Annotated in this window: 29 protein-coding genes; 17 read left to right on the top strand and 12 right to left on the bottom strand. The window is 71.3% G+C overall.

Going from position 1 to position 25,537, the window contains the following annotated elements:
• Window positions 1-48 precede the first annotated feature (48 nt).
• From ACFY3C_RS20755 to ACFY3C_RS20735, 5 genes are all read left to right on the top strand, one after another.
• The gene (locus ACFY3C_RS20755) at window positions 49-798 is read left to right on the top strand and encodes an Ig-like domain repeat protein (RefSeq protein WP_390771804.1); all 750 of its coding nucleotides are present in this window, start codon (window positions 49-51) and stop codon (window positions 796-798) included.
• Window positions 799-871: 73 nt separating this feature from the next.
• Window positions 872-1,780, top strand: a complete 909-nt coding sequence (locus tag ACFY3C_RS20750; RefSeq protein WP_386577019.1) for a sortase — start codon at window positions 872-874, stop codon at window positions 1,778-1,780.
• A 25-nt stretch (window positions 1,781-1,805) separates the two neighbouring features.
• Window positions 1,806-2,672 carry a phosphate ABC transporter ATP-binding protein PstB gene (pstB, locus tag ACFY3C_RS20745; protein ID WP_390771803.1) on the top strand — a complete coding sequence of 289 codons (867 nt, stop codon included), beginning with the start codon at window positions 1,806-1,808 and terminating at the stop codon, window positions 2,670-2,672.
• 154 nt (window positions 2,673-2,826) lie between these two features.
• Window positions 2,827-3,063: a hypothetical protein gene (locus tag ACFY3C_RS20740; protein ID WP_386577017.1), complete on the top strand. Its 237-nt coding sequence runs from the start codon at window positions 2,827-2,829 to the stop codon at window positions 3,061-3,063.
• A 98-nt stretch (window positions 3,064-3,161) separates the two neighbouring features.
• Window positions 3,162-4,997, top strand: coding sequence for a phosphatidylglycerol lysyltransferase domain-containing protein (locus ACFY3C_RS20735; RefSeq protein ID WP_386577016.1), 1,836 nt, complete (start codon window positions 3,162-3,164; stop codon window positions 4,995-4,997).
• Here ACFY3C_RS20735 and ACFY3C_RS20730 read toward each other — a convergent pair.
• Window positions 4,966-6,273 carry an ArgE/DapE family deacylase gene (locus ACFY3C_RS20730; RefSeq protein ID WP_390771802.1) on the bottom strand — a complete coding sequence of 436 codons (1,308 nt, stop codon included), beginning with the start codon at window positions 6,271-6,273 and terminating at the stop codon, window positions 4,966-4,968. The genes ACFY3C_RS20735 and ACFY3C_RS20730 overlap by 32 nt on opposite strands.
• 132 nt (window positions 6,274-6,405) lie before the next feature.
• Here ACFY3C_RS20730 and ACFY3C_RS20725 point away from each other — a divergent pair, with 132 nt between their 5' ends.
• Window positions 6,406-6,600: a hypothetical protein gene (locus tag ACFY3C_RS20725; RefSeq protein ID WP_390771801.1), complete on the top strand. Its 195-nt coding sequence runs from the start codon at window positions 6,406-6,408 to the stop codon at window positions 6,598-6,600.
• 386 nt (window positions 6,601-6,986) lie between these two features.
• Here the strand turns inward: ACFY3C_RS20725 and ACFY3C_RS20720 are convergent, their stop codons facing one another.
• Window positions 6,987-7,745, bottom strand: coding sequence for a hypothetical protein (locus ACFY3C_RS20720; RefSeq protein WP_390771800.1), 759 nt, complete (start codon window positions 7,743-7,745; stop codon window positions 6,987-6,989).
• Between the two features lie 187 nt (window positions 7,746-7,932).
• Here ACFY3C_RS20720 and ACFY3C_RS20715 point away from each other — a divergent pair, with 187 nt between their 5' ends.
• The 3 genes from ACFY3C_RS20715 to ACFY3C_RS20705 all read left to right on the top strand — a co-directional run bounded on the left by ACFY3C_RS20715 (window position 7,933) and on the right by ACFY3C_RS20705 (window position 9,450).
• Window positions 7,933-8,322, top strand: coding sequence for an ArsR/SmtB family transcription factor (locus ACFY3C_RS20715; protein ID WP_390771799.1), 390 nt, complete (start codon window positions 7,933-7,935; stop codon window positions 8,320-8,322).
• Complete coding sequence (locus ACFY3C_RS20710; RefSeq protein WP_390771798.1) at window positions 8,319-8,966, top strand: cation diffusion facilitator family transporter; 648 nt, start codon at window positions 8,319-8,321, stop codon at window positions 8,964-8,966. The genes ACFY3C_RS20715 and ACFY3C_RS20710 overlap by 4 nt, the downstream gene beginning before the upstream one ends.
• Window positions 8,967-9,186: 220 nt before the next feature.
• Window positions 9,187-9,450 carry a hypothetical protein gene (locus ACFY3C_RS20705; RefSeq protein ID WP_390771797.1) on the top strand — a complete coding sequence of 88 codons (264 nt, stop codon included), beginning with the start codon at window positions 9,187-9,189 and terminating at the stop codon, window positions 9,448-9,450.
• A 209-nt stretch (window positions 9,451-9,659) separates the two neighbouring features.
• On the opposite strand, the gene ACFY3C_RS20700 is transcribed toward ACFY3C_RS20705, so the two are convergent.
• From ACFY3C_RS20700 to ACFY3C_RS20675, 6 genes are all read right to left on the bottom strand, one after another.
• A complete protein-coding gene (locus ACFY3C_RS20700) occupies window positions 9,660-11,093 on the bottom strand; it encodes an ATP-binding protein (protein ID WP_390771796.1) in 1,434 nt (477 codons plus the stop codon).
• Window positions 11,093-11,830 (bottom strand): response regulator transcription factor, encoded by a 738-nt coding sequence (locus ACFY3C_RS20695; RefSeq protein ID WP_386577012.1) that lies wholly within the window; start codon window positions 11,828-11,830, stop codon window positions 11,093-11,095. Before ACFY3C_RS20695 ends, ACFY3C_RS20700 begins: the two co-directional genes overlap by 1 nt.
• Window positions 11,831-11,953: 123 nt before the next feature.
• Window positions 11,954-12,574 (bottom strand): FMN reductase, encoded by a 621-nt coding sequence (locus tag ACFY3C_RS20690; protein WP_390771795.1) that lies wholly within the window; start codon window positions 12,572-12,574, stop codon window positions 11,954-11,956.
• Window positions 12,571-13,704: an LLM class flavin-dependent oxidoreductase gene (locus tag ACFY3C_RS20685; RefSeq protein WP_386577009.1), complete on the bottom strand. Its 1,134-nt coding sequence runs from the start codon at window positions 13,702-13,704 to the stop codon at window positions 12,571-12,573. The genes ACFY3C_RS20690 and ACFY3C_RS20685 overlap by 4 nt, the downstream gene beginning before the upstream one ends.
• Before the next feature lie 81 nt (window positions 13,705-13,785).
• On the bottom strand, window positions 13,786-14,214 hold the full coding sequence (locus ACFY3C_RS20680) for a GNAT family N-acetyltransferase (RefSeq protein ID WP_390771794.1): 429 nt from the start codon (window positions 14,212-14,214) through the stop codon (window positions 13,786-13,788).
• Between the two features lie 42 nt (window positions 14,215-14,256).
• A complete protein-coding gene (locus ACFY3C_RS20675; RefSeq protein ID WP_390771793.1) occupies window positions 14,257-15,147 on the bottom strand; it encodes an NADP-dependent oxidoreductase in 891 nt (296 codons plus the stop codon).
• Window positions 15,148-15,280: 133 nt separating this feature from the next.
• On the opposite strand from ACFY3C_RS20675, the gene ACFY3C_RS20670 reads away from it, so the two are divergent.
• Window positions 15,281-15,685 (top strand): winged helix-turn-helix transcriptional regulator, encoded by a 405-nt coding sequence (locus ACFY3C_RS20670; RefSeq protein WP_390771792.1) that lies wholly within the window; start codon window positions 15,281-15,283, stop codon window positions 15,683-15,685.
• Window positions 15,686-15,788: 103 nt separating this feature from the next.
• The gene (locus ACFY3C_RS20665; RefSeq protein WP_390771791.1) at window positions 15,789-17,195 is read left to right on the top strand and encodes an MFS transporter; all 1,407 of its coding nucleotides are present in this window, start codon (window positions 15,789-15,791) and stop codon (window positions 17,193-17,195) included.
• On the opposite strand, the gene ACFY3C_RS20660 is transcribed toward ACFY3C_RS20665, so the two are convergent.
• Complete coding sequence (locus tag ACFY3C_RS20660; protein ID WP_386577004.1) at window positions 17,192-17,671, bottom strand: MarR family winged helix-turn-helix transcriptional regulator; 480 nt, start codon at window positions 17,669-17,671, stop codon at window positions 17,192-17,194. The genes ACFY3C_RS20665 and ACFY3C_RS20660 overlap by 4 nt on opposite strands.
• A gap of 54 nt (window positions 17,672-17,725) precedes the next feature.
• Window positions 17,726-18,190, bottom strand: coding sequence for a hypothetical protein (locus ACFY3C_RS20655; protein WP_390771790.1), 465 nt, complete (start codon window positions 18,188-18,190; stop codon window positions 17,726-17,728).
• A 116-nt stretch (window positions 18,191-18,306) separates the two neighbouring features.
• Between ACFY3C_RS20655 and ACFY3C_RS20650 the strand changes: the two genes are divergently transcribed.
• Genes ACFY3C_RS20650 through ACFY3C_RS20640 form a run of 3 tightly spaced genes read left to right on the top strand, consistent with a single transcriptional unit; the run spans window position 18,307 to window position 19,618 of the window.
• Window positions 18,307-18,645, top strand: coding sequence for a YnfA family protein (locus tag ACFY3C_RS20650; RefSeq protein WP_390771789.1), 339 nt, complete (start codon window positions 18,307-18,309; stop codon window positions 18,643-18,645).
• 53 nt (window positions 18,646-18,698) lie between these two features.
• Window positions 18,699-19,472, top strand: a complete 774-nt coding sequence (locus ACFY3C_RS20645; RefSeq protein ID WP_389187145.1) for an SDR family NAD(P)-dependent oxidoreductase — start codon at window positions 18,699-18,701, stop codon at window positions 19,470-19,472.
• Complete coding sequence (locus tag ACFY3C_RS20640) at window positions 19,472-19,618, top strand: hypothetical protein (RefSeq protein WP_390771788.1); 147 nt, start codon at window positions 19,472-19,474, stop codon at window positions 19,616-19,618. The genes ACFY3C_RS20645 and ACFY3C_RS20640 overlap by 1 nt, the downstream gene beginning before the upstream one ends.
• A 16-nt stretch (window positions 19,619-19,634) precedes the next feature.
• On the opposite strand, the gene ACFY3C_RS20635 is transcribed toward ACFY3C_RS20640, so the two are convergent.
• Complete coding sequence (locus ACFY3C_RS20635) at window positions 19,635-20,828, bottom strand: RtcB family protein (RefSeq protein ID WP_390771787.1); 1,194 nt, start codon at window positions 20,826-20,828, stop codon at window positions 19,635-19,637.
• A 216-nt stretch (window positions 20,829-21,044) separates the two neighbouring features.
• On the opposite strand from ACFY3C_RS20635, the gene ACFY3C_RS20630 reads away from it, so the two are divergent.
• The 3 genes from ACFY3C_RS20630 (at window position 21,045) to ACFY3C_RS20620 (ending at window position 24,287) form a co-directional block, all read left to right on the top strand.
• The gene (locus tag ACFY3C_RS20630; protein ID WP_390771786.1) at window positions 21,045-21,881 is read left to right on the top strand and encodes a DUF3558 domain-containing protein; all 837 of its coding nucleotides are present in this window, start codon (window positions 21,045-21,047) and stop codon (window positions 21,879-21,881) included.
• 126 nt (window positions 21,882-22,007) lie between these two features.
• Entirely contained in the window at window positions 22,008-22,889 is an 882-nt protein-coding gene (locus tag ACFY3C_RS20625; RefSeq protein ID WP_386576997.1) for a DUF3558 family protein, read from the top strand.
• A 99-nt stretch (window positions 22,890-22,988) separates the two neighbouring features.
• A complete protein-coding gene (locus tag ACFY3C_RS20620; RefSeq protein ID WP_390771785.1) occupies window positions 22,989-24,287 on the top strand; it encodes a DUF2637 domain-containing protein in 1,299 nt (432 codons plus the stop codon).
• Between the two features lie 10 nt (window positions 24,288-24,297).
• Here the strand turns inward: ACFY3C_RS20620 and ACFY3C_RS20615 are convergent, their stop codons facing one another.
• Complete coding sequence (locus tag ACFY3C_RS20615; RefSeq protein WP_390771784.1) at window positions 24,298-25,308, bottom strand: trypsin-like serine peptidase; 1,011 nt, start codon at window positions 25,306-25,308, stop codon at window positions 24,298-24,300.
• Window positions 25,309-25,537 lie beyond the last annotated feature (229 nt).

Here is a 25,537-nt window from a genome sequence, read left to right as displayed (position 1 = left end):
GCGACGCGAGCGTCAAACTCAGCTGGACCGCCCCGGCCGCCACCGGCCTTGCCGCTCACCGACTACCGGATCACGCTGACCGGTCCGGACGGCGCTGTCGTGGCCGTCAAGGACGTCCCGGCCACCACCACGTCGTACACCTTCAGCCACTTGGCCCTCGGCACCTACACCGCCACGGTCGCCGGTGCCAACCTCAACGGCACCGGCGCCGCCGCCACCTGGACCGGCACCGTCAAGTACGCCAGCGCCACCACGGCGACCACGGCCACGACCGCCTACGGCAAGACGCCGAAGGTCGCCGTCACCGTCACCGACCCGCACGGTGTCGTCCCGACCGGCACCGTCACGGTGAAGGAAGGCACCACCGTCCTCGGCACCGGCACTCTGGGCACCACCGGCAAGGTCACCATCAGCCTGTCGAACCACCTCAAGGTGACCACGCACAGCCTGACGGTCTCCTACGGCGGCAACGGCAAGCTTCTCGGCTCCTCGACGACCGCCTCCCTGAAGATCACCAAGGCCACGCCGACGGTGACGACCACCGCGCCCGCCTCGGTCAGCCACACCAGCCACGCCAAGGTCACCGTGAAGGTCTCCGCGACCGGCACGACCCCGACGGGCACCGTGCGCATCTACGAGGGCACCACCCTGCGCGCCAGCGGCACGCTGAGCGGTGGTCAGGTGACCGTCTCCCTGCCCCTGCTGAGCCGCGGTTCGCACACCCTGCACGCGTACTACGCCGGCTCCTCGACGGTGAACGCCAAGACCGGCGCCAACTTCACCATCAAGTCCACCTGACCCACCCGGCTGCCGGGGAGACCAGCCCCGCCTCCCCGGCAGCCCCCACCCCCAGCGAAGGAGGCGGGCCGACGTGACCGTCGCCGTACCGACCACGCTCGCACCGGCCGCGCCGCGCACCCGCGTCCGCGGTGTCACCGCCGTCCGCCACCTGGCCCGCGGCGGCCTGCTCAGCCTCGCCGCCCTGCTGCTCGGCATCACCGCCCAGCTGCTGCTCGTCAGCGGCATCCAGCAGCACAGCGCGCAGCACGCCGCGTTCGACGAGCTGCGCGAGCAGCTCGCCCTGGGCACGGCTCCCGTGTCCCAGACCGACCAGCAGGGCAAGCTGCTCGCGCCCGGCACCCCGGTCGCGCTCATCGACGTACCGCAACTCGGCCTGAACCAGGTCGTGTTCGAGGGCACCGACTCCGCCGTCATGACCGACGGCCCCGGTCACCGCCGGGACACCCCGATGCCAGGACAGGCCGGGACCAGCGTGCTGATGGGCCGGGCGGCCGCGTACGGCGCCCCGTTCGGGCACCTGGCCGACCTCACCGCGGGCAACACCTTCACCGTGACCACCGGCCAGGGCAAGGCCGAGTACCAGGTCATCGACGTACGGCGGGCCGGCGACCCGGCGCCCGCCCCCGCGGCCGCGGGCAAGGGCCGCCTGGTGCTGGTCACCGCGACCGGCCCCCGCTTCATGCCCGGCGGCATCCTGCGCGTCGACGCCGACCTGGTCTCCGCGCCCTTCCAGACCCCGGCGGCCGTGATCCGCCCCGGCACCCTGCCGGACTCCGAGCAGCCGCTGGCCCGCCCCTCCGGGGTGCCCTGGCCGCTGGTGCTGTGGCTCCAGGCGCTTCTCCTCACGTCCATCGCCGCGGTGTGGACGTGGCACCGCTGGGGCCGCCACCAGACGTGGATCGTCTTCGCACCGGTCGTCGCCGTGCTGGGCCTCCAGGTCGCCACACGCACCACCGAGCTGCTCCCGAACTTGTTGTAACCCTGCCCGACCAGAGGTGGCCACCATGACCGAGACCGCAGTGACCGACACCGCAGTGACCGACGCCGTCACCGACACCGCCGTACTGCCCGTCGCAGCCCCCGTCCCTGGCGCCGCGCCCGCCACCCTGGAGGCCCGTGCGGTCTCGGCCTGGTTCGGCGGCCACCAGGTGCTCAGCCGGGTCTCGCTGACCATGCCCGCGGGCCGGGTGACGGCCCTGATCGGCCCCTCCGGCTGCGGCAAGTCGACCTTCCTGCGCACCCTGAACCGCATGCACGAGCTGATCCCCGGCGCGGCCTTCGGCGGCGAGGTGCTCTTCGAGGGCGAGGACATCTACGCCCCCGAGCGCCGCCTGACCGACGCCCGCCGCCGGATCGGCATGGTCTTCCAGAAGCCCAACCCGTTCCCCGCGATGTCGATCTACGACAACGTGGTGGCCGGCCTCAAGCTCACCGGCACCCGCGCGAGCCGCCGCGAGCGGGACGAGCTGGTGGAGGAGTCCCTGACCCGCGCGGGTCTGTGGAAGGAGGTCCGCGACCGGCTCCGCCGGCCCGGCGGCGCACTGTCGGGCGGCCAGCAGCAGCGCCTGTGCATCGCCCGCGCGCTGGCCGTACGGCCCCGGGTCCTGCTCATGGACGAGCCGTGCTCGGCGCTCGACCCGACCTCCACCCGCCGGGTCGAGGAGACCATCCACGAACTCGCGGGCCAGGTCACGATCGTGATCGTCACGCACAACATGCAGCAGGCGGCCCGCGTCTCCGACCAGTGCGCCTTCTTCCTCGCCGAACAGGGCACCCCCGGCGGGATCGTCGAGCACGGCCGGACCGAGCAGATGTTCAACGCCCCGGCGGACCAGCGCACGGCGGACTATGTGGCGGGCCGCTTCGGCTGATGCCGCGCGTAGGAGTATCTGGTTGGGCACGCCTCCGACCCCAACCGACCCTACGTAATGTAGGTTCCCAACCGCCATCGGCCACACGTCTGTTCATCGGGGGAGCACCATGCAGGACACGGAAGTGAAACCGAGCCCGGCGGAGGAGGTCTGCATGCGTGCTCTCGCCCCGACGCTGACCCTGCTGGTCGTCAGCCTGTTCGTCGCCGCCGTCGGCGTGTACGAGCTGTGCGGCTTCGGGCTGCACAGCCTCGACCGGCGCCCGCACCTGTTCAGCGACGGTCTGGCGACCGGCGGGGTGATCGTGGCCGCGGTGGCGGCCGGGGCCGCCGTGGGCAATCTGGCGTGGACCCTTGCGGCGGCCCGGCGGAGCGGCCAGGGTCCGGGATGAGATCCTGTGAACCAGGTATGTGTACACCCGTACACACGTTACCCTACGAGCTGTAGGGTCAGCGTTGCCCCGTCCCCCTCCCCAAGGTGCCCGCCACCATGCCCGCACAACAGTCGAGCCCGACCACCCCACGGGTCCCCGCTCAGCGCAACCATCGTGCCCGCATCCCCTTCCCGTCCACCGGCGACGGCCGGCTGCGGAAGCGGGCGGCGACGGCCACCGTCTGGTACCTGCGTCTGCAGGTGGCGCTCAACATCGCGGCGGTCCTCTCGCTGCCGTTCCGCGAGGAGGTGCACGAGCACAACGGAGGCGCGTACTTCACGCCCTACCTGGCCACCGCCGGCCTGGGCTCGGCGGCCCTCGCCCTCTTCCTCGCGATCGTGATGCGCCGCCGCAAGCGAGCCGCCTGGGTCTTCAACCTCCTCCTCGCCGGCCCGCTCTTCTCCCTCTACGTCCTCGCCCTCACCCGCGACCCCTACCGCGAGCACCTCTCCAACTGGCTCTCCGCCGCCCTGACCGGCCTGTTCGTGGCCGCCCTGCTGATCGGCCGGCGTGAGTTCGACGCCATCGGCGACCGCTCCAACCCGCGCCTGGCACTCGCCGTCGGCACCGGCGGCACGCTGCTCAGCGCCGCCCTGGGCACCCTGCTCGTGCACGCGACCAACAAACTGCCCAGCGCCACCCTCAAGGACGAGATCGCCTACACCCTGCTGCGCGGCATCAGCGTCGGCCCGCTCGCCGACCGCGTCCCCGCCGTCGACGCGCCCCGCTGGACGGACGTGATCGTCAACGTCCTGATCGCGGCGACCTTCCTGCTGGTCCTCTACGCCTGCTTCCGCGCCCCGCGCGGCGAGTGCCTGCTGGCGGCGGAGGACGAGCGGAAGCTGCGTGACCTGCTGGACCGGCACGGCGAGCGCGACTCCCTCGGCTACTTCGCCCTGCGCCGCGACAAGGCCGTCATCTTCTCCCCCAGCGGCAAGGCGGCCGTCACCTACCGCGTCGTCGGCGGCGTCAGCCTGGCCTCCGGCGACCCCATCGGCGACCCCGAGGCCTGGCCCGGCGCCATCGACGCCTGGCTGGCCGAGGCCCGCCGCCACGCCTGGACCCCGGCCGTCATGGGCGCGAGCGAGGAGGCGGGCACCATCTACTCCCGCCACGGCCTGGACGCCCTCGAACTGGGCGACGAGGCGATCGTCGACCTGGCCGACTTCACCCTCGACGGCCGGGCCATGCGCGTGGTGCGCCAGGCCCACAACCGCGTCCGTCGGGCCGGCTACACGGTCCGCATCCGCCGCCACGAGGAGATCCCCGACGAGGAGATGGCCCTCCTCGTCGACCGCGCCGACCACTGGCGCGACGGCGCCACCGAGCGCGGCTTCTCCATGGCCCTGGGCCGCCTCGGCGACGCCGGCGACGGCCGCTGCGTGATGCTGGAGTGCCGAGACGCGGACGGCGTGCCCCGGGCCCTGCTCAGCTTCGTCCCCTGGGGCGAAGCGGGCCTCTCCCTCGACCTGATGCGCCGCGACCGTGGCTGCGAGAACGGCCTGATGGAGTACATGGTCGTGGAACTCCTGCTGCGGGCCGAGGAGTTGGGCGTCCGCCGGGTGTCGCTGAACTTCGCGATGTTCCGCTCGGTCTTCGAACGCGGCTCCCGTCTCGGCGCCGGTCCCGTGCTCCGCCTCTGGCGCTCGATCCTCACCTTCTTCTCCCGCTGGTGGCAGATCGAGTCCCTGTACCGCGCGAACGCCAAGTACCGCCCGGTCTGGGAACCCCGCTTCCTCCTCTTCGCGAAGAGCAGCGACATCCCCCGCATCGGCCTGGCCAGCGCCCGGGCGGAGGGCTTCCTCGCCCCGCCCACCCTGCCGGCCTTCACCCGCCGCAGGCAGCCCGGCTGCCCGGACCTCACTTCACCCCGGTCGTCCGCAACACGGTGAGCGCGAGGGTCCGCGCCACCTCCACCACCTCACGAAGGGACACGCTCTCCCGAGGACTGTGCGCGACGCGCACATCCCCCGGCCCGTACTGCAGCGTCGGAATCCCGGCCCCCGCGTACAGCCGCAGGTCGCTCCCGTACGGCGCCCCGCGCTCCCGGGGCCGGGTGGCCCAGCCGTTGGCGTCGGCGCAGGCGTCGCGCACCTCGTCCCGCAGCGGATGGCCCTGAGGAAGCCGCCCGCTCGCGAACTGCCCACCCGGCCAGCTCACCGTCGCCGGATGCTCCCGCAGCCAGGGATGACCGGCGCAGACCTCGGCCACACACCGCTCGAACTCCGCCCGCGCCTCGCCCGGCTCCTCCCCCAGCCGCACCCCGAGCCGCCCCTCCGCAACCAGCAGATCGGGCACACTGCTCGCCCAGTCCCCGGAACGCAGCGTCCCGACGGAAAGGGCGTACGGGATCGGATACTCGGCCATCAGCGGCGAGGGCCCGGCGTTGCGGGCGGCCTCCAGCCGGGCCAGCGCCTCATGGATCGGCACATAGGCATCAACGGCACTGACCCCGGCGTCCCGCGAACTGGCGTGAGCGGCCTGACCGGGCACGGAAAGACGAAAGGTCAGCGCACCGGCGTTGGCAGTAACAAGGGTCCCACCAGTGGGCTCGGCAATGACGCAGGCATCACCGCCGTACCCCCGCCTCAGTGTCCCAAAAGCCCCGATCCCCCCATCCTCCTCACCCACAACGAAGTGCACGGCGACACGCCCCCGCAGCCGCACCCCGGCGGCCCGAACGGCGGCCAGCGCAGCGAGATGAGCGACAACCCCCGCCTTCATGTCACAGGCCCCCCGCCCGTGCACCACATCCCCGATCACCCTCGGCACGAACGGATCCCCGTCCCAGGCGGCAAGGTCCCCGGGCGGTACGACATCCACATGCCCCTGCAGAACCAGCGTCGGCCCGTCCCCACCCCCCTCGCTGACCCCCACCAGGCCCCACGCCTCCTCGCGCGGCACCTCCATCCCGGGAAACTCCGGGTCGGCCAGCAGCGCGGGCAGATCCATCGACCACAGATCGACCTCGAGCCCGAGCCGCTCCAGCCACCCCGCCAGCCGATGCTGGATCTCCGACTCGGCAGCACTCCCGGTCACACTCGGAACCGCGATCAACTCCAGCAACATCCGCCCGACGGCCGCCTCGTCGACACAAGCGAGAACAGCAGCCTCCTGATCACTGAGCACGACGCCTCCCCTCCGGAGCTCAACTCCCACCCCGATCATGCCCCTGAGGGGCAGGTGGTGGTCGGCGCTGCCGGACGGCACGGGCCGGCTGACCGACCCGACGCTCCTCGGTGCTGCGTTCGGCCCCGGTGTCCACCGACACGAAGAGGAGCGCACACCGTGACGGCGTAGATGCTGAGAGGCCCCGTCCACCTGTCCGAGCCCTGGCCCGAACCGTGGCCCGAGCCGCACCCGGGTTGCGATGTGTGTGCGGCACTCGCCCGGGACCGCGGCACAGCGCAAGCAGCCCAGGACTGCTCGAAGGTCACGGACATCAACGTCGAGATCCGCGCCCACAAGAACCCGCACGTCCGCAGGCGGCGATAGGCCGCCCGGCGCCGACTTCCTCAGCCTCTGCTCCCGGCCCGCGTACAACTCGCGCCGGGAGCAGAAACGCCCGGACGGCCTCGCACCGCCCGGATCATCGACGATGATGGGGCTCCTTGATTGAATTCGGCCACTCCCGCTCGGGTCGGCCTCAGAGCTGCTCGCGCCGTTTCCCCACCCGGACAGCAGGTGACCCGTGTCCGGCCCGTTGAGCAGGGTGCTGAGCCCTGCGGCGACACATCCTGCTACCCCAGGTCCTGAGCGCCATAGGCCTGCTCGCCCTCGCCAAAGGCGGCGGGTTCGGCCTGTGATGCGGCTGACGCACCCCAGGATTTGGATATCCGCGTCGCGGAGCGGGCGCCGGGCCCATGGTTCCCGCGCCCTTGTCAGTGCTCGCTGGTGGCGATGTAGGTGCCGTGCCAGGTGTGGTCCCACACGGCGCCGGTGGAGGCGTTGACCGACAGCATGCCGTTGATCTTCCCGGAGCGCACGGTGTGCAGGGTGTAGTAGCCGGGGAACGCCTCGGCCTCGCCGACGGTCAGGTTACTGCCCCGGTCGCGCAGCCACTGCTGGGCGCGGTCCTGGGCCTGCTCGGGGGAGATCCGGGCCTGGGTCCGGGTCTGGCCGCGGGGGTGCATGCCGTAGTCGGTGTTCCACATCATCGCCGGGCCGTACTCGATCCCGGTGTCACCGTCGGCCGGGTCGACGAGGATCTCGGTGGCCGGCTTCCCGGAGGGGGTCTCCAGTTCGGCGTAGAAGTTCTTCGAGAACTGCATGACCTCGCCGACGCGCAGGTTGAGCAAGTCAGCGAAGGCGTCGGCGCGCTGTCGGGCTTGGTCCATGGTCTTCACCGGGGTGCCGTCGCCGCGCTGCCAGTAGTGACCGCCCATCATGCCGGGACCCCACGAGCAGTCGTTGCCCATCATGCCCGGCCCCATACCGGGCCCCCACGAATCCCAGTCGTCCCAGTCGTCGCCCGACGTGCCCGACCTCCAGCAATCGCTGCCGGAGGGGCTCGGCGCGGCGGCCGGGGCGAGAGCGGTGCCCGTGGAGGTGCTGTTGCCTGCCGCGCATCCGGCGGCCAGCGTGCCGGCCAGCGTGAGGGCCGCCAGCGCGGCGGCGGTCCGCCTGCTCGTTCTGTGCATGATCATCACCCTCCGGGTCGTTCCCATCGCGTCCGCCCGACCCGGCAGACGCGGGCGTGTTTACCTCCAGCCTCTCTGTGGGCACAGGGAGCCGCACAGGGCCGTTCGGACCCGCGGGTGCCCCGACTGGCCCGCGCAGGAGCCGGGCCTCATGGATGACATCGACATCTCTAGCTATCATCGCTCGATGACGATGAATAGTCCGGCGACCGCACTGGCGGCCACCCCCTACGGGGCGCCGTCGGCGGCGGTGGCCCTGTTCCGCTCCCTGGGCGACCCGGCACGCCTGGCGATCCTGCGCCGGCTCGCCGACGGCGAGGCTCGCGTCACCGACCTGGTGACCTGTGTGGGGCTGGCACAGTCCACGGTCTCAGCGCACCTGTCCTGCCTACGCGACTGCGGCCTGATCACCTCCCGGCCGCAGGGCAGGGCCACCCTGCACGCGCTGGCACACCCCGAACTGCTGGATTTGCTGGCCGCCGCCGAGCAACTGCTGGCCGCCACCGGCGAGGCCGTCGACCTGTGCCCCACCTACGGCACCCACCCTGCCCCCGCCGCCGAGGAACCCGCCCGATGAGCACCGCCCCTGTCACCGTTCCCGACGTGACCAGCCCGGCCACGCACCGCGCCGTGCGCTACGCGAAGTTCACCATCGGCTACAACGTCATCGAGGGCATCGTCGCGATCTCGGCCGGCTCGGTCGCCGGCGCTGTGTCGCTGATCGGGTTCGGCATCGACTCCGGGATCGAGGTCGCCGCCGCCGTAGTGGTCCTGATACGGCTGCTTGCGGAGATCAAGGGCGGTGAGCCGGACGAGGCCAAGGAACGCCGGGCGCTGAAATTCATCGCCGTCACCTTCTTCGCGCTCGCCGCCTACGTCACCGTCGAGGGCATCCGCGATCTGATCGGCGGAGAGAAGCCCGACACCTCCTTCGCCGGCATCGTCCTGACCGGCGTGTCCATCGTGATCATGCCGTGGCTGGCCAGGGTCAAGCGCAAGGCTGGCCAGGAGATGAACTCCCGACTGGTCGTCGCGGACGCTGCCGAGACCAAGCTGTGCGCCTGGCTGTCGGTGACCACCTTCGCCGGCCTGCTGGCCTTCGCCCTCTTCGGCTGGACCTGGCTCGACCCGGTCGCCGGATTCCTCATCGCCGCCTTCGCCATCATGGAAGGCAAGGAAGCCTGGGAAGGCGAACTCGTCTGCGACGACGGCTGCAACTGACCCAACCACCACAGCCCCCGCGCGGCCCGGCACCGCAAAGCGCCGGGGCCGCACAGTTCTCATCAACGGCCCTTCGTCAGAGCAAGATCAAGAACGGCCGCCGCTCACCACGCTTCCTCACTCGCTTGAGAGCCGGAGCGAATGGGGCGAGGAGTAGGGGTGGTCGTTTCCAAGAATCGCCATCAACGATGGCTGGCACGCCCTGATCCTGCACACCGCCATGTACGCCGACCTGTGCGCCTCGCTGGGCGGCCGGTTCGTGCACCACTACCCCGGGTACGACCCGACGAACTACGACCCGCCGATCCTGGGCCGGACCCGCGAGAAGATCGCCGAGCTGAGCTGGGAGGCGGACCCGGGGCTGTGGGGACCGCCGTCGGACGAGACCCTCGTGTCCGTGGCGGCGAACTGCCGGCACGCCCCGGAGTGCACGATCGTCATCACGCCGAGGCCGAAGCCCGGCATCGTCCAGTCTCCCTGCTGAAGGGGGCCGCATGTCCGAGTGGATCGACCCTCGGTACGCGGAGCTGGTGGCGGCGTTCAAGCGCGCGCAGCAGCAAAGGCCTGTGCGGGGCTTCATCATCCCGCCCAGGCCCTGACAAGCCCGCTCGCCCTCTGCAGCCCCGTCGGTGGACGAGAGGGCGGGCTGGTGCGGCCCGAAGGCGAAGCCGAGGCGTCCCGCCCCGGATGCCCTCAGCTCCCCCCGCTCCCCACAATCCCCCCACCCACCGTGAACCCGATGACCGCCCCGCCCCCTTCCCGCCGGAAGGCGAAAGGTGCGCCGCCATGTGCCATGGCGACCTCGCGGACGATGGACAGGCCGAGCCCCGACCCCGGCAGGGACCGCGCGTCGGCGGCGCGGTAGAAGCGGTCGAAGATGCGGATCAGGTCGCCCTCGGCGATACCGGGGCCCCGGTCGAGGACCTCGACCCGGACGGTCCCGAGCCGCGCGGGCCCGGTGATGTTGATCTCGATGGGCGCCTTGCCGTCGCGGTCGAACTTCGCCGCGTTCTCGACCAGGTTGGACAGGGCCCGCTGCAGCATCCCGGGCCGCCCGTCGGTGCGCGTGTCACCGCTGGCGCGCAGCACGATCTCCCGGCCGGTGCGCCGCCTGGCCAGCCCCATCACGTCCTCGGCGATGTCGGCGAGGTCCACCCGCTGCGGCGGCTCCGCGTCGGACTGCCCAGCCGCGAGATCGACCAGCTCGTTGACCAGGTCGGTCAGCTCCCGGGCCTCCTGGGTGAGGTCGGCGACGAGTTCCTCCCGGGTCGCCGGGGGAAGCTCGTCGATCCTGCGCAGCAGCGAGATGTTCGTACGCAGCGAGGTCAGCGGTGTCCGCAGCTCGTGCCCGGCGTCCTGGACCAGCCTGCGCTGGTCCTCCTCCGACTGGGCGAGCCGGCCGAGCATCCGGTCGAAGGCACGGCCGAGCCGGCCCACCTCGTCCAGGCCCGCGACGGGCACCTCGATGCCCAGCTGGCGGGTGCGGGCCACGTCCTCGGCGGCGGAGGTGAGGATCACCAGGCGCCGGGTGATCCGGCGGGCCAGCCACCAGCCGAACAGACCCGCGGCGACCACGACCGCCGCCATCAGGATCAGCGTCCGCTGCTGCAGCGCCCGCAGCAGATCCTCGGTGTCGCTGAACTCCTGCGCGACCTGCACCGCGCCCTTCCCGTCCCCGAGGGAGACGGTGGCGATGCGGAACAGGTCCTCGCCGACCCGGACGTCCTTGTACTGGACCACCCTGCCGGCCTCCCGCGCGGTGGCCACGCCCTTGTCCCGGGCGGTGACGGGCAGCACCGGACTGCCGTGGTCGACGATCTGCCCCAGCGCGCCGAGCACCTGTACGTCGGTCCGGGCCGGCCGGACCAGATCATGGCCGGGACGGGAGGAGGAGAAGTCCTCGGGGACCATCTCGTGCTGCCGCACCTCGTCCTGCACGTCCTGGACGACCTGTGTGAACACCGACTGCTGGTCGACCCGGACCAGGCGCGCCGCGGAGTTGTAGGACAGGATGCCGACGAGGACGGCCACGGCGGCGGTGACGGCCGCGAAGGACACCGCGAAGGTGGTGCGCAGGGACACGAGCCTGGGCCGGGGCCCGGCCGGCAGCCGCCAGCGGTGGCTCACTAGTCCTCCCGCAGCACGTAACCCACGCCCCGGACGGTGTGGATCAGCTGGGCGGCGCCGGGCTCGTCCAGCTTGCGGCGCAGGTAGCCGACGTACACGGCGAGGTTCTTCGAGCCGGGCCCGAAGTCGTAGCCCCAGATGCGGTCGTAGATCGTGGAGTGGTCGAGGACGATGCCCGCGTTGCGGACCAGCAGCTCCAGCAGCTCGAACTCCGTGCGGGTCAGCTCCAGCTCGCGCCGGCCGCGCCAGGCCCGGCGGGCCTGGAGGTCCATCCGGATCCCGGCGGCCTCCACCTGCCGGTCGGAGACCTGGATGTCCCGCCCGCCGTCACCGCCGGTGCCCGCGGCGCCGACACCGCCCGCCGGTACCGGGCTGGTACGGCGCAGCAGGGCCCGCAGCCGTGCGAAGACCTCTTCCACGTCGAACGGCTTGACCACGTAGTCGTCGGCGCCGGCGTCCAGGCCCGCGATGCGGTCGGCGGTCTCCACCAGGGCGGTGAGCATCAGGATCGGGGTGCGGTCGCCCTCGGCCCGCAGCACCCGGCAGACCTGGAGCCCGTCGATGCCCGGCATCATCACGTCGAGCACGAGGACGTCCGGCGGGGTCCTGTGGGCCTGTGCCAGCGCTTCCACGCCGTCGGCCACCGCCGTCACCTCGTACCCCTCCAGGGTCAGGGCACGCTCCAGGGCATGACGGATGGCACGGTCGTCTTCGGCGAGCAGCACAGTCTGGGGCACGTCCCCAGTCTGCCAAGGCCTCCGGCGGTTCGGCCGGGACGAGCGGGTCTACGATCACCCTTTTTACCCGCCTCTCACCGTCACAGGAGCAACCCGCAGCGGAGGCCTACCGTCTTTCCACCGTCACGCGCCGAGCCGGGCCAGCTGCTCCTCGAACGGCACGACCGCGAGGTCGTCCCCGGCCGGGAGGTCGCCCTCGGCCGAGAGGCCGTCCTTGGCAGGCCGGGCCGCCGACAGTCCCTGCATCAGGGCCGCCAGCTCCCCCGCCGCCCGCTCGGTCCGCTCGGGCAGGCCCTCCGCGCCCCAGTCCTCCGAGGCGGCGTACACGGCGGTGGGTACGACCACGGCCCGTAGGTAGGCGAACAGCGGACGGAGCGCGTGCTCCAGCACCAGGGAGTGGCGGGCGGTACCGCCGGTCGCCGCGATCAGCACCGGCTTGCCCGCCAGGGCGTCCTTGTCCAGCACGTCGAAGAACGACTTGAACAGCCCGCTGTACGAGGCGGTGAACACGGGCGTGACCACGATCAGCCCGTCCGCCCCGGTCACCGCGTCCTGCGCGGCGGCCAGGGCACGGCCCGCGAACCCGTTGGTGAAGTTGTGCGCGATCTCGACCGCGAGGTCGCGCAGCTCGATCACCTGGATGTCGACGGGCGTGTGACGGTCCACGGCGGCGGCCAGCCGGTCGCCCAGCAGCCGCGTGGAGGACGGGACGCTCAGCCCCGCCGAGACGACGACGAGCTTCATTCGGCGGTCACTCCTTCGGATTCGGAAACGGCAGAGGAGTCAGCAGTGGCAGTGGAGTCAGCGGCGGCGGCCAGCAGGGAGGCGTGCGTGGGAGCCTCCGGCACGTTGGCCGGGCGCCCGTTCGCGAACTCCTTGCGCAGCACCGGTACGACCTCCTCGCCCAGCATGTCGAGCTGTTCGAGCACGGTCTTCAGCGGCAGGCCCGCGTGGTCCATCAGGAACAGCTGGCGCTGGTAGTCGCCGGCGTACTCGCGGAAGCCCAGCGTCTTCTCGATCACCTGCTGCGGGGAGCCGACGGTCAGCGGGGTCTGGTCGGTGAAGTCCTCCAGGGAGGGCCCGTGGCCGTAGACCGGCGCATTGTCGAAGTACGGCCGGAACTCGCGCACCGCGTCCTGCGAGTTCTTCCGCATGAAGACCTGACCGCCCAGCCCGACGATCGCCTGCTCCGGGGTGCCGTGCCCGTAGTGGGCGAACCGCTTCCGGTAGAACTCGACCATCCGCTTGGTGTGGTCGGCGGGCCAGAAGATGTTGTTGTGGAAGAAGCCGTCGCCGTAGTACGCGGCCTGCTCGGCGATCTCCGGGGAGCGGATCGAGCCGTGCCAGACGAACGGCGGCACGTCGTCCAGCGGCCGCGGCGTGGACGTGAAGCCCTGCAGCGGCGTGCGGAACTTGCCCTCCCAGTCGACGACGTCCTCGCGCCACAGCCGGCGCAGCAGGGCGTAGTTCTCGATGGCGAGGTTGATGCCCTCACGGATGTCCTGGCCGAACCACGGATAGACCGGCCCGGTGTTGCCGCGGCCCATCATCAGGTCGACCCGGCCGTCGGCCAGATGCTGGAGCATCGCGTAGTCCTCCGCGATCTTCACCGGGTCGTTGGTGGTGATCAGCGTGGTGGAGGTGGAGAGGATCAGGTTCTCCGTCCGCGCCGCTATGTGGCCGAGCATGGTCGTCGGCGAGGACGGCACGAAGGGCGGGTTGTGGTGCTCGCCGGTGGCGAAGACGTCGAGGCCGACCTCCTCGGCCTTGAGCGCGATGGCGACCATGGCCTTGATCCGCTCGCGCTCGGTCGGCGTACGCCCCGTGGTGGGGTCCGGCGTGACGTCGCCGACCGTGAAGATCCCGAACTGCATGGTCGCTCACCCTCCAGGTTGTTGACGGTTCAACTATACCCCTGGAACCGTGGCCCCCTCCGAGCTATTCCCGGCGTCCCCCTACAGCGGCTTCGCGAAGTGGAAGGCCCCGATCTCCATGCGTTCCCGCAGGTAGAAGCGGTGAGCGTCGGTTCGCTGGGTGCCCGAGTCGAGGTTCAGCTCATGACAGCCGAGCGCCCGGCCGCGCTCCTCCAGGTACACGAGGAGCGCGCGGCCGACCCCGCCGGACCGGGCGGCCGGGGCGGTCACCAGGTCGTCGACGTACAGCTGACGCAGCGAGACGGTGTTGACCAGCACCCGCCAGCCGGCCACCCCTACACAGGCCCCCTCCTCGTCATAGGCGGCGGAGAAGCGCAGCCCCTGCGCGCTCCCCTCCTCGTACACCCGGGCGAACAGCTCCTCGGTCAGATGCGGACGCAGCTCCCGCAGCACGGGCAGCACCTCGGTCCCGAGCCGCGGGTCCCCCGGCTCCAGCTCCATGATCTTCATGTCCGCACCCTAGGGGGCACACCCCGGCACACCCCACCCGCACTACGGGACCAGCACCAGGCGACCCCGCACCCCGCCCTCGGCCAGCCGCGCGTGCGCCTTCGCGGCCTCCTCCAGGCCGTACGTCCCAGCCACCCGGAGGCTCAGCACCCCCTCGTCCACGAGCCGGGCCAGCTCCGCCAGCCGGGCCCCGTCGGCGCTCACCATCACGGCCGTGGTCCGCACCCCGCGGACGGAGTCGGGCTGGCCGCCGGGCCGGGCGCTGACGAAGACGCCCCCGTCGCGCACCGACTCCAGCGCCGGCTCACCGAGCATCGCCGCGTCCAGCACCGCGTCCACGCTCGCCGGGGCGGCTCCCTCGGTCGTGAAGTAAGTGACCCCGAAGGACCGCACCAGCTCCTCGTCGGCCGCCCGGGCCTGCCCGGTCACCGCGATCCCCCGGTGCGCGGCCAGCTGCACGGCGAACCCGCCCAGCGCGCCCGCCGCACCGGTCACCAGCAGCGACGCACCCGGCGCCAGCTCCATCAGGTCGAGGGCCTGGATCGCGGTCAGCGCGTTCAGCGGCAGGGTTCCGGCGTGCACCGCGTCGACCGTGGCCGGGGCCTTGGCCACCGCGTCCGCCGGTACGACGACGTACTCGGCGTGCGCGCCCAGCGGATCACTCACGCCCGCCGCGAGGGCCACCACCTCGTCGCCGACCTGCCAGGCCGCGGCCTCGCCCACCGCGTCCACCGTCCCGGCCACGTCCCAGCCGAGACCCAGCGGCCCGCCCGCGCCGCCGAAGAGACCGGCCCGCAGGGCCAGGTCCACGGGGTTCACCGCGCCGGCCGCCACCTTGATCCGCACCTGCCGCGCCCCCGGCTCGGGCACCGCCACGTCCACGATCTCCACGGCCTCCGGACCGCCGAACGTCGTCACCACAGCAGCACGCATGTCAACTCTCCCCGATTACAAGGCATTTGATGTACTTCGCGGCAATTTCCCGGCCGCAGCACCAACCATAGGAGAGCTACTATCCATCGGTAAGTAGTTACCTGAGAGTGCGTAGGGGACCCGGAGGAGAGCCATGGCGACCATGAGCGCGGCCCAGCGGCGTGAGCAGGCCCGGATCGAGTACGACGCCTTCCTGGCGGCCTGCCCCACCAACAACCTGCTCGGCAGGCTCAGCGACAAGTGGGTGGGCCTCGTCGTCGCCGCCCTGTCCCCCGGGCCCATGCGCTACAGCGACATCGGCCGCAAGGTCGCCGGCGTCAGCCCCAAGATGCTCACTCAGACCCTGCGCACCCTGGAGCGCGACGGCATCGTCTCCCGCGCGGTCACCCCGTCCGTCCCGGTCCGGGTCGACTACGAACTCACCGCGCTCGGCCGCAGCCTCGCCGGCCTGCTGACCGCGGTGAAGACGTGGGCGGAGACCCACTTCGATCAGGTCCAGGAAGCCCGCGAGCGCTACGACGCGGAGAACCCCGCCTAGCCGGGAGACGGGCTTTTTGCCGCCTCGGCAAAAGGGCTGGGGCGCGGCCGGTGTCCGGCCACAGCATGGCCGGACAGACGCTCCCCGAACCGCGAGGTAGGCCGTGACCGCAATCGCCGCGCCGCACCCTGTCCAGCCGCCCCTCCTCAGCGCACGCAGGCGCTGGACGGTGCTGGCCGTCTGCTGCCTCAGCATGTTCCTGGTGGGCCTCGACACCACCATCGTCAACGTGGCCCTGCCCGCCATGGGCGAAGGTCTGGGCATCGGGACACGGAGCCTGGAATGGACCGTGGACGCGTACACACTCGTCCTGGCCAGTCTGCTGATCTCCTCCGGCGCGCTGGCGGACCGGCTGGGCCGCCGCCGGGTGTTCCAGTCGGGCCTGGCCGTGTTCGGCGCCGCCTCGCTGCTGTGCGCACTCGCGCCGTCGGTGGGCGTGCTCGTCGGGGCCCGCGCGCTGCAGGGAGTGGGCGCCTCGATGCTGAGCCCCGTGGCGCTGGCCATCGTGGTGAACGCCATGCCGGATCCGAGGGAGCGGGCGCAGGCGATCGGCGTCTGGGCGTCGGTCTTCGGGCTCAGCATGGCGGCGGGCCCGGTCACGGGCGGCGCACTCATCGCGGCGTTCGGCTGGCGGTCGGTGTTCTGGATCAACGCACCGGTCATCGTGGCCGCCCTCGTCCTCAGCGCGCTGTTCGTGCCGGAGTCCCGGGCCGCGCACGGCGGGCGGCGGCTCGACGTCCCGGGTCAGATCCTGCTGACCGCGGTCATCGGGGTCACGGTCGCCGTCCTCATCGAAGGGCCGCGCATCGGCTGGACCTCGCCCGCGGCACTGACCGCGTACGCGGTCGCGGCCCTGTCGACGGCCGGTTTCGTGCGGGTCGAGACCCGTCGCCGCGAGCCCCTCATGGACCTGCGGCTCTTTGGCCGGCCGGCCTTCAGCGGTGCGGTCCTCGGCGCCGTGGCGGTCTTCGTCGCCCTGAACGTGACCCTGCTGCTCAACACCCTCTACCTGCAGCACACCCGCGGATGGACCCCCCTGGCCACCGGCACCGCGACCCTGCCCATGGCCCTCGGGGCGACCGTCTGCGCACCCCTGTCCGGGCACCTGGTCGGCCGTACCGGACCCCGGCTCCCACTCCTCCTGGCCGGCGGCCTCATCACCGCGGGCGGTCTCGGCCTGCTCGGGCTCGACCGGCACACGGGCCTGCCGCTGCTCCTTGCGGCCTACGCGCTCATCGGCGCCGGATTCGGTTTCGCCAACGCCCCGATCACCAACACCGCGGTGAGCGGACTGCCGCCCGCCCGGGCCGGTGTGGCCGGAGCCATCACCTCCACCGCCCGCCAGCTCGGCTCGGCACTCGGCATCGCGATCGCGGGCGGCCTGGCCGCGGGCACCAGCGCCGCGGGGCTCGCCCACGCGTCCCGGCCGGGCTGGATCACGGTCGCCGCCTGCGGACTCCTGCTCCTCCTCGTGGCCCAGGCATCACACCGGCCGAGCGCCACTGCCTAGCCGCGCCCCTCCCGCAGCCGCGCGATCTGCTCCCCGCTGAACTCCACCGTCCGCTCCATGTGCCGGACGATCACGGCCAGCTCGGCGTCGTCCAGCTCGTCGAAGATCCGGGACCAGTCGCCGGCCAGCGAGTCCCACATCCGCCCGAACTCGGCGATCTTCTCCGGCACGGTCGCCACCAGCACCCGCCGCCGGTCCGTGTCGTCCCGCTGCCGTACGACGTACCCCGCCCGCTCCAGCCGGTCCACCAGCCGGGTCGCCGACCCGGTCGTCAGCCCCGTCAGCTCCGCGACCCGGCCCGTGGTGACCGGCTCCGCCTCCAGCGTGAGCAGGTTCAGGCACTGCAGGTCGGTGGGGTGCAGCCCGATCCGGTCGGCGACGGCCTGGTTGAACAGGGCGTACGACGCCATGTACCGCCGGGACACCACGGACAGCTCCGCCAGCAGCCCGGACCGCCCGGTCCCGTTCCCGGCCATGCCGCACTCCCCTTCGCCTGCGTGGTGCAGAGATCGTACGACGGTCCGGACACCTCAGAAGGCGTACGCGTCCCCGGTGTCGAGGACGAGGACCCTCAGCCGGTCGTTCGAGCGGTCCCGGTCGACCGCACCGCCGTTCCAGCCGGTGTCCACCTCCAGCGTGAACTCCGACGGCGCCTCGGCGAGCCGCGCCACCAGCGTGAGCTGCTCCCCGGTCTCGCCCTCGGCCAGCGCCCCGGTGTCGCACACCACCGTCCGCGCGTCCGTCCGCGCACACCCGCCCGGCAACAGCTGCCGCTCGGCGAGCGGCACCGACCAGCGCAGCTGCACGCTCGCGCCCGATACGGCCGAAGGCCCGTCGTTGCGGGGACTGACCCGGACCTCCACCTGGTCCTCCTTCAGGACGGCGCTCCCGTGGAACGACAGATCGGCCTCGGGCCCGGTCGCGGCCCCGACCGGCCCGGCCACACCTGCGGCCACCATCACGGCACCGCACGCACCCAGCACCCATGCCCTCATCCGCATGCCACCTCGCTTTGACCTCGTCCGGTATGCCGTACGGATGTATGCCACGCGAGCCGGTCGTCAGGCGCCCTCCATCAGGTGACACCGCACCCGCGTGCGAAGCTGCCGCCATGTCGATCCTCCGCTCCGCCGCCCTCTTCGTCGTCGCCGCGCTGTTCGAGATCGGCGGCGCCTGGCTGGTCTGGCAGGGAGTGCGCGAGCACCGCGGCTGGCTGTGGATGACCGGCGGGGTCCTCGCGCTCGGCGCCTACGGTTTTGTCGCCACCTTCCAGCCGGACGCGCACTTCGGCCGCATCCTGGCCGCGTACGGCGGGATCTTCGTGGCCGGCTCGATCCTGTGGGGCGTGGTCGCCGACGGCTTCCGGCCCGACCGCTGGGACATCACCGGTGCCCTCATCTGTCTCGCCGGCATGGCCGTGATCATGTGGGCCCCGCGAGGCGGCGCCTGAGCCTCGAATACGCTGGAGGGAGCGCCAACCCTTCTCTCGTCCAGGAGCAGCCCATGGCCCCCGCCCCGTCCGCAGCCTCCCGCATCGCCGTCGTCACGGGTGCGAGCAGCGGCATCGGCGCCGCCACGGCCCGGCAGCTCGCCGAGGCCGGCTACCGCGTCGTCCTCACGGCCCGTCGCGTGGACCGCATCGAGGCTCTGGCGAAGGAGATCAACGCGGCCGGCCACTCGGCGACGGCGTACCAGCTGGACGTGACGGACCGCGCGGCGGTCGACGAGTTCGCGACGGCCTTCCAGACGATCGGTGTGCTGGTCAACAACGCCGGCGGGGCCCTGGGCGCGGACCCGGTGGCCACCGGCGACCCGGCCGACTGGCGCACGATGTACGAGACGAACGTCCTCGGCACCCTGAACCTCACGCAGGCCCTGCTCCCCAAGCTGGAGGCGAGCGGCGACGGCGTGGTGGTCGTGGTGTCCTCCACGGCGGGCCACGGCACCTACGAGGGCGGCGGCGGCTATGTGGCCGCCAAGCACGGCGCGCACGTCCTCGCCGAGACCCTGCGCCTGGAGATCGTCGGCATGCCGGTCCGGGTGATCGAGATCGCCCCCGGGATGGTCAAGACGGACGAGTTCGCGCTGACCCGCTTCGGCGGCGACGAGCAGAAGGCGGCCAAGGTCTACCAGGGCGTGGCCGAGCCCCTGACCGCCGACGACGTGGCCGAGACGATCACCTGGGCGGTCACCCGCCCCAGCCACGTCAACGTGGACCTGCTCGTCCTACGCCCCCGCGCCCAGGCCTCCAACACCAAAGTGCACCGGGAGCTGTGATGGCGGACGAGGACTCGCTCGAAAAGCGCCGCCTGGCCCAGGAGACGAAGAACGAACGGCAGGTCTGGTACTTCCTGGCCTACTTCCTCTTCGGCATCCACATCGTGGCGTTCGTGATGATCTACGCCGTGCGCCACGCGAAGTGACGCACGGCGGCCGCCCTCAGCCCTTCACGCACACGACCTGCTTGAGCTTGGCCACGACCTCCACCAGGTCCCGCTGCTGGTCGATGACCTGGTCGATGGACTTGTAGGCGCCAGGGATCTCGTCCACGACACCGGAGTCCTTACGGCACTCCACGCCCCGGGTCTGGTCCTCCAGGTCCTTGGTCGAGAAGCGCCGCTTGGCCGCGTTGCGGCTCATCCGCCGGCCCGCGCCGTGCGAGGCCGAGTTGAAGGCCTTCTCGTTCCCGAGGCCCTTGACGATGTACGAGCCCGTGCCCATCGAGCCCGGGATGATCCCGTAGTCGCCGGAGCCGGCGCGGATCGCGCCCTTGCGGGTGACCAGCAGGTCCATGCCCTCGTACCGCTCCTCCGCCACGTAGTTGTGGTGGCAGGAGATCTCCTGCTCGAAGGTCGGCTTGGCCTTCTTGAACTCCTTGCGGATCACGTCCTTCAGGAGCGCCATCATGAGCATGCGGTTGTACTTGGCGTACTCCTGCGCCCAGAACAGGTCGTGCCGGTAGGCCGCCATCTGCGGGGTGTCCGCGACGAAGACGGCGAGGTCGCGGTCGACCAGGCCCTGGTTGTGCGGGAGCTTCTGGGCCACGCCGATGTGGTGCTCGGCGAGTTCCTTGCCGATGTTGCGGGAACCGGAGTGCAGCATCAGCCAGACGGCGCCGGTGGTGTCCGTGCAGACCTCGATGAAGTGGTTGCCCGAGCCCAGGGTGCCCATCTGCTTGGTGGCCCGCTCCTCACGGAAGTGCACCGCCTCGGCGACGCCGAAGAAGCGCTTCCAGAAGTCGTCCCACCCGGCCGTCGCCAGCCCGTGGAACTGCCCCGGGTCCGTGGGGTCGTCGTGCATCCCGCGCCCGACCGGAATCGCCTGCTCGATCTTCGACCGCAGCCGCGACAGGTCCCCCGGCAGGTCGTTGACGGTCAGCGACGTCTTCACCGCCGACATCCCGCAGCCGATGTCCACGCCCACCGCGGCAGGGCACACCGCGCCCTGCATGGCGATGACCGACCCGACCGTCGCACCCTTTCCGAAGTGCACGTCCGGCATCACGGCCAGGCCCTTGATCCAGGGCAGGGTGGCGACGTTCTGGAGCTGGCGCAGGGCCACGTCCTCCACCGTCGCGGGGTCCGTCCACATCCGGATCGGTACCTTCGCGCCCGGCATCTCCACGTACGACATGACGTTCCTCAATTCCCCCGGCAACACAAAAAATGGCTTAAAAGCAACAAAACGCAAAAGCGGCGCCAAGGTCTTTGAAAAGGGACATGGGACCGGCGTCCACGGCAGTGCGTGCGATACACATTGTGTCCAGGGAGCGCCCCGCCACGGCAAGCCATTAACCAGCGGGGACACTGGATCACCGAGCGAGTACACACCGTCGAGAGGAGACCGACCGTGCAGCGGAAGGCGTACGTAACCGGCATCGCCGCCCTCCTGGCGGCGTTGCTGGCCGGCTGCACGAGCGGCTCCGGCGGCGACGGCCCGACGGACAACGCCAACCCCGGCGACACCGGTACGGCGACCGTCGCGGCCCAGCCCGGCAAGTACCGCACCCTGCCCGAGCCGTGCGGCGTGATCGACCACGACACCCTCGACTCGCTGCTGCCCGGCATCAAGCAGCTCACCGACCCCGAGCAGCGGGACAGGGCGTACCAGGGCGATGCCACGCTCACCTACAACACCGACCGCAAGGTCGGCTGCCGCTGGAAGGTGGAGTCCGCCGACGCCACCGACCGCCTCGCCGTCGACTTCGAGCGCGTGGTGTCGTACGACAACGCGGTCAGCGACGACGACCAGGCGCAGAAGCTGTTCGAGGAGAAGGAGACGGCGGCCGACCTGCCCGAGCCGGGCTCCGCCACCCCCTCCACCTCTGCGTCCTCCGCCGGCACGGCCACGCCCACCCCCACGGCCACGCCCACCCCCACGGCCACCGCGAGCGATGACGCGTCCCCCTCCGCCACGGAGACCTCCCCGGACGCCACTCCGACCGATCTCCAGCCCCGCGTGCTGTCCGATCTCGGTGACGAGGCGTATCTGGACGACCAGCTGGGCAGCTCCGGCTCGACCGCCGAACCGCGGACGGTGACTGTGGTGTTCCGCACGTCCAACGTCGTCGTCACCATCGAGTACGAGGAGCAGCCGACGGTCACCGGAACGGTCCCGGACAGCAAGGAAATGCAGGACAGGGCCCGTGATCTGGCCTCCCAACTGGACGACGCACTGGGCAGCTGACCCCCGCCGAGGCGTCTTCCGCCGCCACCCGCAAAGCGCGCGAACGGAAACCCCACAGCTCCTTCACCGCGTACGGTGGCCCCGCAGGAACCCGCACGAACACCGAGCGTCACGAGTGAAGGAACCATGCAGCGAGCAGCCCAGCGAGACGACCTTGCCCGAGCCCAGCGAGCCAAGCGCCTGCGCCGCGCCCTTGTCTGCGCGGCAGCCGTTCCCGCGGTCCTGATCACCGCCGCCTGCTCCTCGGACAGCGGCGACTCCAAGGACAAGGGCGGCGCCGACGCCCAGCAGACCGCGAGCAGCGGCTCCACGCAGGAGCCCTCGGCGAGCGCCTCCCCGACCGTGCAGGCGGCCGCGTACAAGAAGCTTCCCGAGCCGTGCGCGGTGCTGTCGAAGAACACCCTGGGCAATCTGGTGCCGAAGGGCACCAAGTCGGGCAAGGAGGGCACCTCCGACGACACCGCCACCCGCTCCTCCTGCTCCTGGAGCAGCCTGGACAACAACGGCACCAAGGGCTCCCAGTTCCGCTGGCTCAACGTCTCCCTGCTGCGCTTCGACTCGGACGCGAACCGCGGCTCCGCCGACAAGCAGGCGCACACGTACTACGCCCAGCAGGTCAGCGACGCGCGGAGTGTCTCCGGCGCGAAGAACGCCAAGTCGGAGCCGGTCTCGGGGACGGGCACCGAGGCGACGGCGGTGCGCTACGACCTGAAGAAGAAGGAGGGCGCCTTCAAGCAGCAGACGGTGGTCGCCCGGGTCGAGAACGTGGTCATCACGCTCGACTACAACGGCGCCGGTCTCGCGGGCGAGAAGACGCCGGACGCGAACGAGCTGGCCAAGGCGGCGGAGAAGGCCGTCAAGGAGGCGATCGCGGCGGTCTCGGCCGCCAACAGTGAAGGTTCCAAGGGCAGTTCCTCCACGAAGCCCTCTTCCTCGCCCTCCAAGTCGGCGTCCAAGTCCGCCTCCTCCGGCGCATCTCCGTCCAAGTCGGCCACCACGAAGAACTGACCGGCATCACGTTCGTCGCACGCGTATGCCACTCTGTTGCGCGCAACAACACGCAAGGGGAGGGGATGACGAGTGGCCGCGCCAATGCAGCTGACTCGGATGCACCGCATACTCATCGGCGTGGTCGTTTCCGGTGCGTTGATCATCGCCGGCATCGGCTTCGCCGGTTCGTACGCGGCCGTCCGTGAGCTGGCCATCAAAAAGGGCTTCGGGAACTTCTCCTACGTCTTCCCGATCGGTATCGACGCGGGCATCTGTGTCCTCCTCGCCCTCGACCTGCTGCTGACCTGGATCCGCATCCCGTTCCCGCTGCTGCGCCAGACGGCCTGGCTCCTGACGGCGGCGACCATCGCCTTCAACGGCGCCGCCGCCTGGCCGGACCCGCTGGGCGTGGGCATGCACGCGGTGATCCCGATCCTGTTCGTGGTCGCCGTCGAGGCGGCCCGGCACGCGATCGGCCGCATCGCCGACATCACGGCCGACAAGCACATGGAGGGCGTCCGCCTCACCCGCTGGCTCCTCTCCCCGGTCCCGACCTTCCTCCTCTGGCGCCGCATGAAGCTGTGGGAGCTGCGCTCCTACGACCAGGTCATCAAGCTGGAGCAGGAGCGCCTCGTCTACCAGGCGAGGCTGCACGCCCGCTTCGGCCGGGCCTGGCGCCGCAAGGCCCCGGTGGAGTCGCTGATGCCCCTGCGCCTGGCCCGCTACGGCGTACCCCTGGCGGAAACGGCGCCGGCGGGCCTGGCGGCGGCGGGCATCGAGCCGGCGCTGCTGCCGCCGTCCCCGCAGCCCCAGCCGGCGGCCACGGCCGGTGCACAGCCGACGGGCAGCCTGCAGCCCGCGCCCGGCGCCCTGACTGCGGGCAGTCACGCCGCCGGGGCGGCACAGGTGGGCGCGGCAGCACCTCCCGGTGAGCAGCGCCCCCTGCTCCCCCACCAGCGCACCGGGGAACCGGAGAACGTCCCGGACGAAGAGAGCCCCTGGTTCCAGACCCCGCGCGAGGTCGACTACCACGGCGGCTACGACCCCGCCTACAACCCGCCCCCGGACCCCCAGTACGTTCCCGAGGAACAGTACGAGGAGTGGTACGAGGAACAGCCCCCGGAGCAGTTCCAGCAGCCGAACCCGTCCGAGGAGACCGGCAGCTTCCCCATCCCGGTGGGCCCGAACCGCACCCGTGAACTGGGCGAGGGCGGCGGCCCGCCGGAACCCGACGAGGAGGCCTTCTACCAGGTCTTCCGCCAGTCGATCGACGGCAGCTACCCCACCGCCGGCCAGTTCCGCGGCGACGTGGAGGCGACGTTCGGCATCGCCATGCCGCAGCGCGACGCCGAACGGATGGTCAACCGCTTCACCAACCGCCACACGGCGGAACTGCAGGACGACCACATCGCGTAACGCTTACGCGTCACGGGCACAGCACTCCGGGCCGGGCGGGCGTGGTGCCGGCCACGGCCGCGTCGTACAGGCGCCTGATGTCGGAGCCGAAGTACGGGCTGTAGGAGACGTCAGCGGTGGGCCCGCCCGTCTTCCAGCCGCCTATGCTCCCTACCACATCACCCCTCCCGGTGTGCGTGTTGAAGTTCGCCAGGAACGGGCCGCCGCTGGTGCCCGACCGGTAGTCGTCGCAGGCGATCCGGAGGTACGAGCCGGGCGTGCCGTCGGTCGGCGTGAACTTCCTCGTGGAGTTGGTGCAGGTCAGAGGTTGCCGGTCCGTGCCCGGATAGCCGATCAGACGGACTCGGGGAAACGCGTAACCGCGCCCGGTGACAAGGTTGTTGCCGCCCACGACGTCCTGCACCCGCTTGCCGTCGCTGCGCGCTCCGACCCGTGCGAACGCCACGTCCCACGGCGCGCCCTTCGTGTGCCCGCGGTCGTAGTAGCGCTTGTCGATCCAGACCTGGCTGCGCCCTCTGGAGTCGGTGTCGACCGGGAAGATCCCATGCGGTCGCGGCCTGGCCGCAGTCCACTGCGGCACGAACGCCAGGGAACCGGCCCCGGCCCTGGCGTCCAGGCAATGGCCCGCGGTGAGCACGATGTTGTGGTGCGCGCTGTTGATCACACTCGCGGTGCAGAAGTAGGAGCCGCTGCCCCTCTGCACATACATCCGCCCGATCATCGGCAGCCCGCCGAAGTGCGAACTCCCCGGGCCGACCCCGGCACGCTGTGACCGGGACCTTCCCGTGTCCGGCGACGTGGCATCCGCCGACGCCGGGCGCCCGTCGTCCGGAAGCGGCTTCGCCTCGGCCATGCGCTTGTCGGTCCAGAACCGCTGCGCCGCCGCGGCGGTCCAGCGGGGCGCCGCCACGTGCCCGGAAGGCGACGGGTCCGCGGCACTGGCCGTGCCTACGACACCCGACGTCGAGACCAGGAAGGCGATCGCTCCGGCGGCCCTACGTAACGCTATATGGCGCTTCATTTGGTGCACTCCCTCAGTGGGCGATCGGACAGGACGAGCCGACGATAGGGGGTCACCAAACGAGAGTCGAACCATTTACTTTTACCTCTTCTTTGCCTTGAGAAGGCAAAGGCCAGATTGGCGCTCCGAGCACCCAACGCCACCCTCCCGCACAGTTTCAATGTAAATCATTTCGCACACAAGGGAGCTCGCTCCGGCCCAGATTTCGGCAACTTCGCCTGGCACCTCA

Source organism: Streptomyces sp. NPDC001410 (genome assembly GCF_042895235.1).
GTDB lineage: Bacteria > Actinomycetota > Actinomycetes > Streptomycetales > Streptomycetaceae > Streptomyces.
The sequence above is the reverse complement of the archived record's forward strand: the minus strand, read 5'-3'. Positions and strand labels throughout refer to the sequence as shown.